The sequence below is a fragment of the Flavobacterium cryophilum genome, assembly GCF_048286555.1.
Classification (GTDB): domain Bacteria; phylum Bacteroidota; class Bacteroidia; order Flavobacteriales; family Flavobacteriaceae; genus Flavobacterium.
Window position 1 is genome coordinate 52,669 of sequence record NZ_JBLVPZ010000014.1, and the last position, 14,814, is coordinate 67,482.

Here is a 14,814-nt window from a genome sequence, read left to right on the forward strand (position 1 = left end):
AATGACTTTAATAAAATCAATATCGGGAATACGTGGAACAATAGGAGGAAAAGTAGGGGATAACCTGACACCTGTTGATGCGGTTAAATTTGCCGCGGCGTACGGAACTTGGTTGAAAAAATATATCGGGAAAGAAAAAATTACTGTTGTGGTAGGTCGTGACGCTCGTATTTCGGGACCAATGATTCACAATTTGGTGGTAAATACTTTAATTGGTTTAGGAATTGACGTGATCGATTTAGGTCTTTCAACAACGCCAACTGTTGAAGTTGCTGTTCCGTTAGAAAAAGCCGAAGGTGGCATTATCCTTACGGCTTCTCACAATCCAAAACAATGGAATGCCTTGAAATTATTAAATGAAAAAGGAGAATTCCTGAATGGAGAAGAAGGATTAAAAATTCTTGAAATTGCGGAAGCTGAAGCTTTCGATTTCTCAGATGTGGATGATTTGGGAGAAATTATGATTAACGATGCCTACATGGATATTCATATTGATGAAGTGTTGAATTTGCCTTTGGTAGATGTTGATGCAGTAAAAGCGGCTAAATTTAAAGTGGTTGTGGATGGTGTAAATTCTTCTGGAGGAATTATTATCCCAAGATTATTGGAATTATTGGGCGTTGAAGTAGTAGAATTATACTGTGAACCAAACGGACATTTCCCTCACAATCCCGAACCGTTGAAAGAACATTTGACTGATATTTCAGAGTTGGTGGTGAAAGAAAAAGCGGATTTAGGAATTGTGGTTGATCCTGATGTTGATCGTTTGGCTTTCATTTGCGAAGACGGTGAAATGTTTGGTGAAGAATATACTTTGGTGGCTTGCGCCGATTATGTATTGAGTAAAACACCAGGAAATACGGTTTCGAATATGTCGTCTTCCCGTGCGTTGCGTGATGTGACTATCAAGCACAACGGAAGCTATGAAGCCAGTGCCGTGGGTGAAGTGAACGTAGTGGAATTGATGAAAAAGAATAATGCTGTAATCGGTGGTGAAGGAAACGGCGGAATCATTTATCCGGAACTGCATTACGGTCGTGATAGTTTGGTAGGAGTGGCGCTGTTTTTAACGCATTTGGCCAACAAGAAAATGACGGTTTCTGCTTTGCGTGCTTCGTATCCGGAATATTACATGAGCAAAAACAAAATCGAATTGACGCCACAAATTGATGTGGATTCTATTCTTGTTGCTATGACGGAAAAATACAAAAATGAAGATATTACCACTATTGACGGAGTAAAAATTGACTTTGCTGAAAATTGGGTTCACCTTAGAAAATCGAATACGGAGCCAATCATTCGTATTTATACCGAAGCGGCTTCACAAGAGAAAGCAGACGCTTTGGCACTACGAATCATTGATGAAATTAAAGCAATAGCTGGAATTTAATTTCGTGTTTTTAAACTAACCACTATGGACTTGAAGTCCATAGATTTGTTCTGGCAGACTGAGAGTCTGCAATGTTAAAGCTTTTTACTTTGCTACAGATTAAAAAGATTCACACAGATTAATCAGTGATAATCCATTTAATCTGTGGCTAAATATTTCTTATAAGCTAAAGCGAAATGCTCTAAAGTGCATAGTTTTAATTATTTTTGGCACCAATAAACAGAACCCTTTCAAAATAAAATTTGAAAGGGTTTTATGTTTTATTATACGGTATAAAATGGAATTAAAAATTCACTCTAAAACTTACATTTGGCGTTAAGCCTAGTGATTTATTATCTACTTGAACGGCATCATTTGAGTCATTTGGATTGACTTTGTAATAACGATTGATACCATTATTTTGATTGGTAACATTAATCACACCAGCAGTAACCGAAGCTTTAATAGATTTCGACAGATTGAAATTGTAATTTATGGAAGTGTCTAATCGCATGAAATCATCTAGGTTTTCACTGTTCGGAGAATCATAATTCACTAAAGTATTATTTCCGTTTTGCACGGTTTCATTGCCTGCAATTGGTTTTGTATACGGTTGTCCATTTCTCCAAACACCACCAACAGCTATTTTTAAATTTTTAAGAATGTCGTAATAAAAACCAACCGATACAGAATGCCTAATATCTGCATTATTAGGAAAAGTGGAAGGGGTGAAAGTATCAAATGCATAATTATTTGTACTAAACGTATAACTCACCCAAACACTATAGTGGCGCGCCGTTTTGTTGGCTAAAAATTCAAAACCTTTAGCAGTATAGCTTCCATTTGCGGTGGTATACTGAAAGCTGTTATAAAAACCCTGATTAGAAGCGGTAATACCATCAACAATTTTATAAAAACCCGTAGCCTCAATATTTAGTTTGTCTTTATTAAATTCCACACCAAAAGAGCCTTGTTTACTCGTTGCTATTGGAATGTCTTTATCATTTACTAAAACCCAACGCCTTTTTTCGACACCTAAAAAATCATCTTCAAAGTCTACGATTTGAGTAGTAGATTGATTTTTAAATTCTCCTTCTAATTTTAAAGCAAATTGATCTGATAATTTTTGTCGAATGTTTATTCTTGGCTCGACCAAAAGTTTTTCAAATTTTTGAAAATAATTCAAACGCAATCCAACTCTCAAATAGGTATTGTTTTTATTGTACTCCACTTCAGAAAATAAGGCATGATTCAATAAAACATCTTTTTTAGTGCTAGAGTACAACGGAGCACTAACGGTAGTTTGATTTAACATCCCCGTTTCATTAAATTGGTATCCAAACAAGAAATTTAAGTTGTCATTAGTTTTGTAATGTGTATTTAGTTTAACTCCCGTTTCCAGCACTTCATTAGCTTCGGTTAAAAGCTGATCCGTTTCCACTCTGTAATCCGCAGCATCAATATTGTATCTGGAAAAGTAGGTGACAAAGTTTGAGCTTAATTTTGAATTCCATTGCGCTTTCCAATTTCCGCCGTAGCCAATATTTTTCTGAGATAAATTACTGGTTTTAGATTGAGTTTCGTTCGAATTTAAAAGGCGGCTTTCTGAATAATCCAAAGCGTTATTGATGCCAATAATATTCACTCTGAATTGATGATTTTCATTCAAATCGAAAAGTAATTTCGCGGTGTAATCATAAAAGTAAAAATCAGAAGCCGTATTATTCTGGTCAGTATCTGCATTGATTTCGGTATCTTGAAAACTACGGTCAAAGTATTTAGTGTAGGTAGGAGATTTAAACAAATCAGTAATCGAACGACGTCCCGAAATATGAAGCTCTAATTTTTTAGTTATTGGAATTTCTAAAAAGGCATCAGTACTAATGGAGTTAATTCCTGTGCCACCAGAAAAGGTATTGGTGACGAGATCTTTAGTATACATATTAATAGTACTGGAAACGCCATCACTGTATTCAGCACTTGTTCCGTTTTTACTGACGATAACTTTGTTAGTAAGATTAGGGTTGTAAGCGGAAATCAACCCAAAGAAATGACCGGAATGATACATCTTGATATTGTCCCAAAGCACTAAATTCTGATCGTTAGTTCCGCCACGCACGTTAATGTTAGCAATGCTTTCATTGGTACTTTCAACACCGGGAAGCGCTTGAATGGATTGCAAAATATCAGGTTCTATTAATCCGGGAAGAATACCAAATTTTTTGGTGTTTAAAACAGTGCTTCCATCCAGGTATTTTTGTAATCCTGGCGTCAAATAAACATTTATCAGGACCTGATTTAATTCTTCGTTTTTTGTAGAAAGAACAATTTCCTTGCAATTGTTTTGTGCTGAAAACAATTCATTTGCAGAAAATTGTCTGGATTCAAAACCCACAAAAGAAATAGTAAGCGTTGCAGTTATTGGAATATTTTGCAGGTTAAATGTACCGTTTTTATCGGTTATAGTACTTCTTTCGATATCATTTATAAGTACTGAAGCGCCTACTAAATGAGATTTTTTTTCATCGGAAAAAACAATGCCACAAACCGATATTGTTTTGTTTAGCACAGAAACGGTCACATATCGATTGTCTAAAGCTTTGAAATTTAAAATTGTTTTCGAGTTCAGGTAATCAATTGTTTCTTGTAATGTGTAAGAAGCATTCGGTTTGTCAATTTTAATGGTGGCTACATCTTCAACTGCATATGAAAACTTAATATTGAATTGTTTTTCGAGAGAAATAATAACATCAGTTAATGTTATTTTTTTAACTGTATTTTGTCCGGAACAAATACTGCCAATGCAAAGTAGCAAATAAATCAGCCATTTATTTAACACCATAGTTGTAAAATATAATGGTTTTGCCTTTTATCTTATAACTCAATTGAAGCGGAATTGTGACCGCCTGAAGCGCTATTTCTTTATCAGTATGAGTAAAACTTCCCGTAAAGAGTTTTGCAGTGTCGACATCTTGCACATTAATTTTTATGTCATACTGACGCTCTAATTCTGCAATAACCTGATCTAACGGAATCTTATTAAAGCTTGATTCTTGTTGCATCCAAGAAGGGTTCGCTACGTTAAAATCTTCAATATTTTCGATAATCCCATTTATAACTCGGAATGTTTTGCCGGGAGGTAATTTAATAGTTTCGTTATTATATGTCACACTCACCAAACCTTCGTAACAATTCACTTCAAAATAGTTTTTGCGTTCCTTGACGTTAAATTGTGTCCCTAAAACGGTAACGACTCCAGCAGCTGTGTTTACACTAAACGTTTGTCCTTTCTGAACTTTGAAAAAAGCTTCTCCTTCTAAAGTCAAAGCTCTTGTAGCAGCCCATTTTTTTTCGTTAAAACTTAATTTTGAAGCGGAGTTTAATATCACTTCAGAATTGTCCGGTAACGTTACTGATTTTGTTTGTGCAATTTGGGTCTCAAAAGAAGTAATGTTATTAAAAAACAGGAAGTAAGCAGAGGTTAACATTACAATTAAAATTGCAGCAACTTTATAGAATGCCGTAACGTTTAAAGTTCTGACTTTTGTTTTCTTTTTACTATGGTTTCGAGCCTTAAAAGCTTCCAAAGCAGCGTGGGCATCTAGTTTTGGAGTTTCTAATTGTGATGCATAATGAGTAATCTTTTCAAGTGTATCAAAATCTTCAGATTGTTTCAAATCTTCAATTTCTTGGCTTGTAAGCTCATTATTAAACCATTTTAATATCTCTTTTTCGTTTTTCATTGTATATCTCTATGTTTATAAGACAACTAACTTGTAAATTACCCTACAGCGTAATGGCCAATTATATATTTTCTATTTGGGTTCTTAATAGTTGCAGCGCCCCGGACATTCTTTTTTCTACGGTTTTTTGGGAAATATTGAGTAACTCTGCGATTTCTCGGTACTTTTTGCCGTCTATTCGATTCAATAAAAATACTTCCCGCTGTGCTTCACTTAATGATCCGATAGCTTTTACAAGTTTAAGTTTGAATTCTTCTTCTTCAAATAAGTATTCGGGACTTTGATTATTGGTGTCTAAATTTGGCGCGTCTTTGGCATATCGTAATACTACTTTTTGATGCTTTATATTATTTAGAAATAAATTATTAATGCTGGTAAATAAATAGGTTTTGACTTTACTAAAGTCAATTTTGGAACAATTCTCCCAAATTTTGGTAAACGCATCTTGTACCAAATCTAATGCAGCTTCATCATTACCACATTTATAATACGCAAAATTATTTGCTGATTGAACGTGCTTTAAATAAAAATCTCTAAAGTGATTTTCGTTGCAAAGTGTACTATTTTCGTTGCTCATTCCGTAATGATTCATTTTTTGTAGGCTGTAAATGTAAATTATTTTTTCAAAAGGATACTGAGTGAATTCTAATTGCTTTTTTATGGAAAATAATTTAAATTTCAAGATACTGACAGGCAGTGCTTTATGAATTTGTTTGTACAATTTTGTATTTTTTATAGAATTTTGGTAGGGTATAAATAAGTGTAGTTGTCTTACTAATAGAAAGGCGTTAAAAACATCGCTTGTAAATATAAAAATACATTAAATTTGAAAATTATGAAAAAATTAAAAATTGTTACCGCAATTGCAATGATGGCTATCTTAGGTTTTACATCATGCCAAAGTGAAATTGACGACGTACAAGGAGAAAATCCAAATACTAATGCGGCTAATTCAACTACAACAAATAATCTGAAACGCACTTCGATGTACGATGGTTCATTTGATGATTTCTTGGATGGAGCATCATGTTCTTCAATTTTATTACCAGTTAGCGCTAAAGTAAATGGAGTTCAGGTTTCTATTTTAAGTCAATTAGACTACCAACAAGTTATTTCTATTTTTGGACAGTTTAATAATGACCAAGATAATGTGGTGTTACAATTTCCTTTAAAAGTTAAATTAAGTAATTATACAGAAGCCACCGTTACTAATCAAACCGAATATAATGCTCTTCTTACTGCATGCACAGCAGCGGAAGCTTCCGGTCAAGGGGCTATTTCTTCTGTAAATATCAGCTTTCCAATCACAATTTTAACCTATAATTTGAGTTTACAACAAACAGGAAGTGTTGTCATCACATCCGAACAACAATTATATACGTATATGTCTAATGTAAGTAGCACGGAATTATTTTCAGTGAACTACCCAATTTTAGTGACAATTGCGGATGGAACCAAAATGACGGTTTCTAGTGACGCTGAATTGCAAGCCGCTATTACTGCCTCTTTAAAAACAGAAGAAGCGATGGCCGAAGCAGTTCAAAACGGTAAAAAATTAGAAACAATCTTAGTTAACGGAAAATTTAAAGTTGATTCATATGTAAGTGCAGGAGTAAACTCAGCAACCAATTATAAAGATTTTACAATAGATTTTGTAAATAACTTATCTGTAACAGCTACAAATCTATTGAGTACCACTGTGAATGGAACGTATGCCGTTAGCTCGGAATTAAATGTTTTTCTAAAATTGAATTTTTCTGGGAATGCTTCGTTCGCTTTATTGAATAATACTTGGAAAGTAACAAGTTTTACTGCTTCGACAATCACAATGCAAAGTTCCACTAATGCAGCAGTAACATTAGTATTGAAACAAATATAGTTAAATTTCAGATGGTGGTTTATGAAGAACAGCTGCCTAAAATGAAGTAGCTGTTCTTACATTAAAGAAACGTAATAATAAATATAGTAATGAAAAAAATAATTTATCTACTAACGATTGGTTTGTTCCTATCAGTAGCATCCTGTTCAAAAGAAGATGATCCCATCGATAACTCAGTTGCCGTAAATCCCATTACGAATAAACAGCAAACAGGAAGTTCCTCTAACGATTTATTATCTGATAAAAAGTTCAAGAGCATGGTTATTGAAGTAGTGTATGTGGCCGGTTTTGAACCAAGCAGCGAAGCAATTAATAATTTTGTAAATTTTCTTACTGCAAGAACTTACAAACCAAACGGTATTAGTGTTATTAAACGTTCTATACCATCACCAGCGAATTCACCGTATACTAATGAAGAAATTGTAATTATTGAAGATGCTAACAGAACAAAATACAACACATCTGATCAAATCGCAGTTTGGGCCTTTTTTGCGGATGGAAAATCTTCGAAGGATACGGACACCTCCGTAATTCTTGGAACAGCTTACAGAAATACTTCTTTTGTCATATATGAACAAACTATTCAAAATTTAAGCAACAGTCCATTTGAACCTAATAGAAGTTTGTTAGAAACAACAGTAATTACGCATGAATTTGGACATATTCTTGGATTGACTAACCTTGGTACAGCGTTGCAAAGTAATCACGAAGACGCAGCACATCCAAAACATTGTATTGAAAAAACGTGCTTAATGTATTGGTCTTCAGAAACAGGAGGCGGTATTTCAAATATGGTTTCAGGTGGTGCAGCTCCACAATTAGATTCACAATGTATTGCGGACCTTCGTGCCAATGGGGGGAAATAAGAGAATAATTTCAATAATCAAAAAGAAAAAAGATGAAAATAAAATATATAGCAATAGCATTATTCTTAGGTATAATAGCACCAATGAATGCACAGGACACTACTGTTCCCAAATCGAATGGAGGGATAAAGGGAGGTTATAATTTAGCGGCGGTAAGTTTTGACGGAGATGGTGAAACAGAACAACGACACGGTTTTCATATCGGAGTTTATGGCGAGTCTTTTATAAGCGAAAGTTTTTCTATTCAACCTGAATTGATGTATTCTCAGCAAGGATACAAAATAACAAATAGCAGTGGGACTTTTACGCAAAAGTTAGATTACATAAACCTACCATTAATGCTTAAAGCGTATCCTTCTAAAAATTTATTTTTGGAAGCGGGTCCACAGATTGGATTAGCAGTTTCACATAAAGAAGTATATGATGGACTTTTTAGTGGCTCACAGGAATATGATCCTAATAATTTTGATTGGGGAATGAATTTTGGAGGAGGATTTAAAACGGATTCTGGAATCAGTTTAGGAGTGCGTTATCATTTAGGTTTAGGAGATTTATATGATGAAGGTAAAGCGCAAAACAGAGTGCTGCAGTTCTCATTAGGCTTTGATTTATAATCGTAGCTAGTTATAATAACAGAATGCCCAAGAAATTTTCTTGGGCATTCTGTTATGTATTTTCGGCAGTAAAAATGTAGGGTTATTATTTAAAAAGACAATTTGTAAATTATTCCCGCCGTGAATTCCCGAGTTAATCCGTCCGGGCGCACTTCTCGAACCACAAATGGTGTGGCTGCAGATAATTCGATGCTGTTTGTAGTATTGATGGCATATGCACCAATTATATTTCCATTTATTGTCAGCCCATCAGAGTTTTGTATCGTTTCTCTTCTTCCAAAAGCATTTTCAAAACTATCTTCTCCTAAATGATAAATAAATAATACATTGGGTTTGAAAGTGAATTTTTTATTAGAGGTTTGAAACGTATACGTTGTTCGAAACAAAGCATCTGATTTTCTTTCGAATAAATTTGTGGACGGAAAATCATCCGTTTCAGAGAACTCTTTGAAATACGAATTTTTATTGTTGTTGAAGACGGGGATTTGAATAGCCGTATTAAAATCCCATTTTTTATAATTAAGATTCAATCCTGCAATGAAATCAAAAGTTCCCAAACTGGACTGATAGTCTAAAGGAAGTGAAAACTCGTTAATTTTAAGATTTGAACTTGTAAAAGGCATTTTAAAACCTAAAAGAGAACTCCACTGTGTATTCGTTTTTGGTTTCCAATTGTAATTTCCGATTATGTAGGCATCCCCAAAAGCGCCTCGTTCCCCAAAACTTCCGCTCGCAACGGAGTATATAATTTTAGAACTTAGTGACAATCGTTCGTTAATAGTTCTGGTATAAGTAATATAAGGTGAAATATAAATAACATCAGCTTCTCCGGCACCAAAAATGGTTCCTACTTCTATTCCGTTTTTTAATGCTTTATCCATAGTTTGAAAACTGTTTCCAATGGAACAAATTCCGGCATCGCTACACCCTTGAGCAAAGGCGTTAGAGAACATTCCAACAGCGATAATTACCAGTAGTTTTTTCATAATAAGATTTAATTTTGAGATAATTGCGCCACTGCAAAAAGGTGGTTGTATTGTTGGCAATGAATTAATACATATTTATAACCCGAAAGATCCACTTGAGATGGAATTGTATATACCGTGGAAGATGTTACATTGCCTAGATTTACGAAATCTGTAGGAGTGGCACTTTTGGACAGGTATACTTTTAAATCGGGACCGCTGGAAATACTGAAATTTTCCAATCGCACTTCATTTAAATTTCCATTCTTATAAATTTTAGCTGAACCGGTCACTTTAATTCCAGAGGTTGGTATGAAATTCCCGGCAGCGATAGAAGGGGTGTTTTCAGGGATTGGTGCACCTAACTCAGCATCACGGGTTAAATCGCCTTCTACTTCACATGAAAATATAAGCAAGCAAAGCGGTAGCATAAAAACATTTTTTTTCATGGTGAAAATATTTTCTAATTCGTTAATCAAATATAAAACGAATTGCAATCAGAGTTTGTCAGCTACTTTACATTTAGATCATGTTTATGCATGTACGTAAAAACTAGTATTTGTTAACTTTGAAAAAGACTATTTAGTAAAAATTAATATCTTTGAACTCAAATTAGATAACAATGATTACCAAAGAAGTACCAATACAACTAGAGCACTACTTTCAACAGTTTCGTGATAACATAATTGGAATAGATCAAGAATTTGAATCTCCTTACGGAACAAAAAAAATTCTTTACACGGACTGGACAGCCAGTGGTCGTTTGTATCGTCCAATTGAAGAAAAACTAATGAACCAATTTGGTCCTTTTGTAGCCAATACCCATACAGAAACTACTGTGTCCGGAACGGCGATGACCAAAGCGTATCATCAGGCACGTCAAATTATTAAACAGCATGTGAATGCGAGTGCTGACGATGTTTTGATTACGGATGGAACAGGAATGACAGGCGTTGTCAATAAATTTCAACGAATCTTAGGTTTAAAAGTACCCGAAAATTTAAAAAATTTCATTACTATTCCAGCCGAAAAGAAACCAATTGTTTTTATTTCGCACATGGAGCACCATTCCAATCAAACTTCCTGGTTAGAAACTATTGCTGATGTGGAAGTTATTCCTTCTTCGGAAGACGGATTGTTCAGTATTGAAAATTTAGAATTGTTATTGGAAAAATATAAAGAGCGACCTTTTAAAATAGCTTCGATTACCTCTTGTTCGAATGTTACGGGAATCCGAACTCCGTATCATGAAGTTGCAAAAATGATGCATCAACATAACGGACTCTGTTTTGTAGATTTTGCTTGCTCTGGTCCTTATGTCAAAATCGATATGCATCCAGAAGATGCTGAAAGTTATCTGGATGCCATTTTCTTTTCGCCACATAAATTCCTTGGGGGCCCAGGAACAAGTGGCGTTTTGGTTTTTAATAAAAAATTATATCTAAATTTAGTTCCTGATAATCCGGGAGGAGGAACAGTAAGTTGGACGAATCCATGGGGAGAACACAAATACATAGATAATATTGAAGATAGGGAAGATGGCGGTACTCCGGGATTTCTCCAGGTAATAAAAACCGCATTGTCTATTCAGTTGAAAGCGCAAATGGGAATTGAAAATATCTTAAATAGAGAGCACGAATTAGTAGATTATATTTTCTCAGAATTAGGAACTGTTTCCAACATAAAAATCCTGGCAGGTCAACACCAGGATAGGTTAGGAGTGATTTCTTTCTTTGTGGAAGATTTGCATTTTAACTTAGGAGTGAAATTATTGAATGATAAATTCGGAATTCAAACTCGCGGCGGCTGCAGTTGTGCGGGAACCTACGGACACTTTTTACTGCATGTAGATCAAGAAACCTCTCATAAATTAATTGACGAAATTAGTCTTGGAGATTTAATCAGAAAACCGGGTTGGATTAGAATGTCTATTCATCCTACAACTTCAAACGCCGAAATAGAGTTTGTTTGTAATGGAATAAAAGCATTGGCCGAAAACCATAAATCATGGGCTTTGGATTATGATTATAATTCGGTGACCAATGAGTTTATAAATAAGAATGCGCAACCTTTAGAAGATGAATTGGTAAAAAACTGGTTTTCTTTATAAGAGTTGAGGTTTTAAAAGAATTAAAAAAAAATCACTTATTCAAAATAGTATGTTTTGTAAAAGTGATTTTTTATTTTTTTTAACTGAAAACTGCGACTGCAAACTGAACACTACCTTCTGTGCTTCCATCTTTTATGTGTCCAGAAATAATATTCAGGAGCTTCCAGAATCTGTTTTTCTACTTCTCGTAAAAAGGTACTGGTAATTTCAAAATCTGGAATCGATTTGGGATTATCAGTAATGGGTATAAAAGTAGCTTCATAAAAGCCTCTTTTTACTTTTTTTACTTTTACAAAAAGAACATTCAAGGCATATTTTTTGGCGAGCATTTCGGCACCGGTATGAACGGGAACTTCTACACCCATAAAGGTATCCCAATGAAAAGCTCTGTTTAATTTTGGCGATTGATCACTGGCTAATCCATACATGCTAAGAATTCCATTTTTTTGATTTTCTGCCATTAACGGAATCGCCTTTTTTGTTTCTACCAGTTCAGCATTGTATTTAGAACGGATGTTTCGTATTAGTTTATCAAAATATTTATTGGCAATTTTTTTATAAACACCTATTCCCTTAAATTTTGTTTTTTCGTTAACTGACAGTAACCATTCCCAACTCGCGTAATGAGACGCTAATAACACCGTGCTTATGCCTTTGTTTTCGAATTCTTTTACCAATTCGATATTTGTGACGACAAACCTTCTGTTCATTTCAGCAGATGAAATAGTCATCGTTTTTATCATTTCCAAAAACATATCACACAAATGGTGGTACGATTTTTTTTCAATTACAAGACGTTCCTTGGTACTAAGATGAGGTAATGCCAATGCTAAATTTTCCTTTACGGTTTTTTTGCGGTAGCCTATGATATAATAAACAATTAAATAGATGAAGTCAGAAAACCAATAAAAAACCTTAAATGGAAGAATGGAAATAATCCATAAAAACGGAAAGGTTAAGATAAAAATAAGAAATTGCATGCCGTTAATTTTCTTGCAAATATAAGTCAAAAATGTAGACAGATATAAATTTTGGCAGGGTGCTAAATCGGTATTTGAGAATCACTACCTTTACAACTCACAATAAATATACTTTATGAATACCGTTTTAATAGCTATAATTGTAGTAAATGTTTTAATTAGTTACAAAGGGTTTAATGACCTTTCTTTTTTTAGAAAATACGAATTACATGTTGGAAGTATCCGCTCAGGAGAACAAATCAGGATGTTGTCTTCCGGTTTTCTGCATGCCGACATGACACATTTGATTTTTAATATGTTGACACTTTGGTTTTTTGCTCCTGTAGTCATTAGTTTTTTGGGTGCTATTTCCTTTGTGTTAGTTTATTTTGGAAGTTTAATTTTTGGAAGTTTGTTGACAATGGTTTTTCATAAAAATGATTATGGGTATAGAGCTGTAGGTGCATCTGGCGCAGTGACCGGAGTTTTATATTCGGCAATATTACTACAGCCGGATATGATGTTGGGAATCTTTTTCGTCATTCCAATGCCTGCTTACATTTTTGGAATCCTTTATTTGTTGTATTCTATTTACGGTATGAAGGCTAAGAATGATAATATTGGTCATACGGCCCATTTTGGAGGCGCTGTAGGTGGGTATTTGATTACATTACTAAGAGAGCCAACTTTGCTAGTAGATCACACTTTGATGGTGGTATTATTGGCTATTCCAATAGTTATTCTTTTTGTAATGGAAAAAATGGGGAAACTATAATGGCACAACTTTTGAAAAGTAATTAGTACAAACAATAAATGATATCAAAATGAAAAAAGCATTAGTAATTCTGTCTGTTCTATTTATTTCTATGTCTTATGGACAAGAAGTTAAGCAAGTTCCTCAAATAAATGTTAGCGGCGAAGGAAAAGTAAAGGTTGTGCCAGATCAGGCAACCCTGGCAGTCACAGTTGAAACAAAAGGGAATAATGCCAAAGATGTAAAAAAACAAAATGACGAAAAAATAGAGGCTGTTTTAAAGTATATTAAAAAGATGAACTTGGCACCCGCAGATTATAAAACGCAGCGTGTATCATTAAATCCGCAATACGATTATGAAAAAAAGAAACACAGTTATAATGCTACTCAGACCATCGAAATTCTAGTACGAGATTTATCAAAATATGATGAATTGATGGAAGGTTTAGTAGATCAAGGAATTAATAGAATTGATGCCGTAACATTCCAGTCTTCGAAATTAGCACAATATCAATCTGAGGCCAGAAAATTAGCGATGAAAGAGGCAAAATTGAAAGCCGAAGATTATAGTTCCGTTTTCGGACAAAAAGTAGGAGGTGCCATGACCATAACTGATAATTCACAAACGTATTATCCACAGCCTATGTATGCAGCAATGAAAACAATGGAAATGAGTGATGCTAGTGCTCCAAGACAAACTTTGGCGGTAGGAGAAATAAATATTACTGCTAACGTAACAGTAAGTTTTATTTTGGAATAAAGAAGTTAAAATTATGGTTAAAATATCCCATCTCAAAATCAAAAATGAGATGGGATATTTTTTTGAATTAACTAAAATATAAAATGAAGAAAGTAACAATCGGGCTAAATAAAAAAAACTCTTCAATCGCTTGAAGAGTTTTGTGGGGAGAGCAGGATTCGAACCTGCGAAGTTTACACAGCAGATTTACAGTCTGCCCTCGTTGGCCGCTTGAGTATCTCCCCATGACTCAATAAGCATTGCTTATCGTGCTAACCGGGTGCAAATATAGAAACAGTTTTGAAGTTTCCAAACTATATTTGTACTTAATTTTACTATAATTTTTAATGTATTGGTACTGAATAAAATAAAAAAATCTCCACAAGGGAGATTTTTTATTTTATAAGGGTAAATGCAATTATTTTGCTAGAAGTTCAATAATTTTTGCTCTAAGCGCATCGCCTCTTAAATCTTTTGCGACTATAGTTCCAGATGCATCCAGAATGAAAGTAGCTGGTATTGATTGTACTTTATATTGTGCAGCTATTGGTTCGTCCCAAAATTTTAAATTTGAAACATGATTCCAAGTTAGATTATCTTTTGCAATAGCATCTTTCCAAGCCTTAGCATCTTTATCTAACGATACGCCAATTATATTAAGACCTTTGCTGTGCAGCTCTTTGTATATAGCTACAACATTTGGGTTTTCTTGTCTACAAGGTGCGCACCAGGAAGCCCAAAAGTCAACAATTGTAACCTTCCCTAAATTTTCTTTAAGAGAAATTGTTTTTCCTTGAGGATTAGGACCTGAAAAAT

The 14,814-nt window shown here is 34.3% G+C and carries 13 protein-coding genes, 1 tRNA gene and 1 pseudogene; 7 read left to right on the forward strand and 8 right to left on the reverse strand.

Annotation, left to right across the window (positions count from 1 at the left end; genetic code table 11):
• Position 1: 1 nt before the first annotated feature.
• The gene (gene glmM, locus ACNQGJ_RS15955; RefSeq protein ID WP_417974772.1) at positions 2 to 1,390 is read left to right on the forward strand and encodes a phosphoglucosamine mutase; all 1,389 of its coding nucleotides are present in this window, start codon (positions 2 to 4) and stop codon (positions 1,388 to 1,390) included.
• 283 nt (positions 1,391 to 1,673) lie between these two features.
• Here the strand turns inward: glmM and ACNQGJ_RS15960 are convergent, their stop codons facing one another.
• From ACNQGJ_RS15960 to ACNQGJ_RS15970, 3 genes are all read right to left on the reverse strand, one after another.
• Entirely contained in the window at positions 1,674 to 4,211 is a 2,538-nt protein-coding gene (locus ACNQGJ_RS15960) for a TonB-dependent receptor (RefSeq protein ID WP_417974774.1), read from the reverse strand.
• On the reverse strand, positions 4,198 to 5,112 hold the full coding sequence (locus ACNQGJ_RS15965) for a FecR family protein (protein ID WP_417974776.1): 915 nt from the start codon (positions 5,110 to 5,112) through the stop codon (positions 4,198 to 4,200). The genes ACNQGJ_RS15960 and ACNQGJ_RS15965 overlap by 14 nt, the downstream gene beginning before the upstream one ends.
• Positions 5,113 to 5,173: 61 nt before the next feature.
• Positions 5,174 to 5,689 (reverse strand): RNA polymerase sigma factor, encoded by a 516-nt coding sequence (locus ACNQGJ_RS15970; RefSeq protein WP_417974841.1) that lies wholly within the window; start codon positions 5,687 to 5,689, stop codon positions 5,174 to 5,176.
• A gap of 258 nt (positions 5,690 to 5,947) precedes the next feature.
• Between ACNQGJ_RS15970 and ACNQGJ_RS15975 the strand changes: the two genes are divergently transcribed.
• The 3 genes from ACNQGJ_RS15975 (at position 5,948) to ACNQGJ_RS15985 (ending at position 8,471) form a co-directional block, all read left to right on the forward strand.
• Complete coding sequence (locus tag ACNQGJ_RS15975) at positions 5,948 to 6,991, forward strand: hypothetical protein (RefSeq protein WP_417974778.1); 1,044 nt, start codon at positions 5,948 to 5,950, stop codon at positions 6,989 to 6,991.
• A gap of 89 nt (positions 6,992 to 7,080) precedes the next feature.
• The gene (locus ACNQGJ_RS15980; protein WP_417974780.1) at positions 7,081 to 7,857 is read left to right on the forward strand and encodes a membrane metalloprotease; all 777 of its coding nucleotides are present in this window, start codon (positions 7,081 to 7,083) and stop codon (positions 7,855 to 7,857) included.
• Positions 7,858 to 7,889: 32 nt separating this feature from the next.
• Positions 7,890 to 8,471, forward strand: coding sequence for a porin family protein (locus tag ACNQGJ_RS15985; RefSeq protein WP_417974782.1), 582 nt, complete (start codon positions 7,890 to 7,892; stop codon positions 8,469 to 8,471).
• Between the two features lie 89 nt (positions 8,472 to 8,560).
• Here ACNQGJ_RS15985 and ACNQGJ_RS15990 read toward each other — a convergent pair whose 3' ends face one another.
• Entirely contained in the window at positions 8,561 to 9,457 is an 897-nt protein-coding gene (locus ACNQGJ_RS15990; RefSeq protein WP_417974784.1) for a hypothetical protein, read from the reverse strand.
• An 8-nt stretch (positions 9,458 to 9,465) separates the two neighbouring features.
• Positions 9,466 to 9,885: a DM13 domain-containing protein gene (locus ACNQGJ_RS15995; protein WP_417974786.1), complete on the reverse strand. Its 420-nt coding sequence runs from the start codon at positions 9,883 to 9,885 to the stop codon at positions 9,466 to 9,468.
• Between the two features lie 173 nt (positions 9,886 to 10,058).
• Between ACNQGJ_RS15995 and ACNQGJ_RS16000 the strand changes: the two genes are divergently transcribed.
• Positions 10,059 to 11,546, forward strand: coding sequence for an aminotransferase class V-fold PLP-dependent enzyme (locus tag ACNQGJ_RS16000; RefSeq protein ID WP_417974788.1), 1,488 nt, complete (start codon positions 10,059 to 10,061; stop codon positions 11,544 to 11,546).
• Positions 11,547 to 11,656: 110 nt separating this feature from the next.
• Here the strand turns inward: ACNQGJ_RS16000 and ACNQGJ_RS16005 are convergent, their stop codons facing one another.
• Positions 11,657 to 12,526 (reverse strand): lysophospholipid acyltransferase family protein, encoded by an 870-nt coding sequence (locus tag ACNQGJ_RS16005; protein WP_417974790.1) that lies wholly within the window; start codon positions 12,524 to 12,526, stop codon positions 11,657 to 11,659.
• Between the two features lie 115 nt (positions 12,527 to 12,641).
• Between ACNQGJ_RS16005 and ACNQGJ_RS16010 the strand changes: the two genes are divergently transcribed.
• Both ACNQGJ_RS16010 and ACNQGJ_RS16015 read left to right on the forward strand, forming a co-directional pair.
• The gene (locus ACNQGJ_RS16010; protein ID WP_417974792.1) at positions 12,642 to 13,280 is read left to right on the forward strand and encodes a rhomboid family intramembrane serine protease; all 639 of its coding nucleotides are present in this window, start codon (positions 12,642 to 12,644) and stop codon (positions 13,278 to 13,280) included.
• 49 nt (positions 13,281 to 13,329) lie between these two features.
• Entirely contained in the window at positions 13,330 to 14,019 is a 690-nt protein-coding gene (locus tag ACNQGJ_RS16015) for an SIMPL domain-containing protein (RefSeq protein WP_417974795.1), read from the forward strand.
• 143 nt (positions 14,020 to 14,162) lie between these two features.
• Here ACNQGJ_RS16015 and ACNQGJ_RS16020 read toward each other — a convergent pair.
• Positions 14,163 to 14,243 (reverse strand) — tRNA-Tyr (locus ACNQGJ_RS16020).
• 173 nt (positions 14,244 to 14,416) lie between these two features.
• Positions 14,417 to 14,803, reverse strand: a pseudogene (locus ACNQGJ_RS16025) (TlpA family protein disulfide reductase); the annotation flags it as partial.
• Positions 14,804 to 14,814 lie beyond the last annotated feature (11 nt).

Coding starts and splice junctions, on each gene's coding strand:
- glmM (WP_417974772.1), top strand. CDS start 2: ATGACTTTAATAAAATCAATATCGGGAATACGTGGAACAATAGGAGGA.
- ACNQGJ_RS15960 (WP_417974774.1), bottom strand. CDS start 4,211: ATGGTGTTAAATAAATGGCTGATTTATTTGCTACTTTGCATTGGCAGT.
- ACNQGJ_RS15965 (WP_417974776.1), bottom strand. CDS start 5,112: ATGAAAAACGAAAAAGAGATATTAAAATGGTTTAATAATGAGCTTACA.
- ACNQGJ_RS15970 (WP_417974841.1), bottom strand. CDS start 5,689: ATGAGCAACGAAAATAGTACACTTTGCAACGAAAATCACTTTAGAGAT.
- ACNQGJ_RS15975 (WP_417974778.1), top strand. CDS start 5,948: ATGAAAAAATTAAAAATTGTTACCGCAATTGCAATGATGGCTATCTTA.
- ACNQGJ_RS15980 (WP_417974780.1), top strand. CDS start 7,081: ATGAAAAAAATAATTTATCTACTAACGATTGGTTTGTTCCTATCAGTA.
- ACNQGJ_RS15985 (WP_417974782.1), top strand. CDS start 7,890: ATGAAAATAAAATATATAGCAATAGCATTATTCTTAGGTATAATAGCA.
- ACNQGJ_RS15990 (WP_417974784.1), bottom strand. CDS start 9,457: ATGAAAAAACTACTGGTAATTATCGCTGTTGGAATGTTCTCTAACGCC.
- ACNQGJ_RS15995 (WP_417974786.1), bottom strand. CDS start 9,885: ATGAAAAAAAATGTTTTTATGCTACCGCTTTGCTTGCTTATATTTTCA.
- ACNQGJ_RS16000 (WP_417974788.1), top strand. CDS start 10,059: ATGATTACCAAAGAAGTACCAATACAACTAGAGCACTACTTTCAACAG.
- ACNQGJ_RS16005 (WP_417974790.1), bottom strand. CDS start 12,526: ATGCAATTTCTTATTTTTATCTTAACCTTTCCGTTTTTATGGATTATT.
- ACNQGJ_RS16010 (WP_417974792.1), top strand. CDS start 12,642: ATGAATACCGTTTTAATAGCTATAATTGTAGTAAATGTTTTAATTAGT.
- ACNQGJ_RS16015 (WP_417974795.1), top strand. CDS start 13,330: ATGAAAAAAGCATTAGTAATTCTGTCTGTTCTATTTATTTCTATGTCT.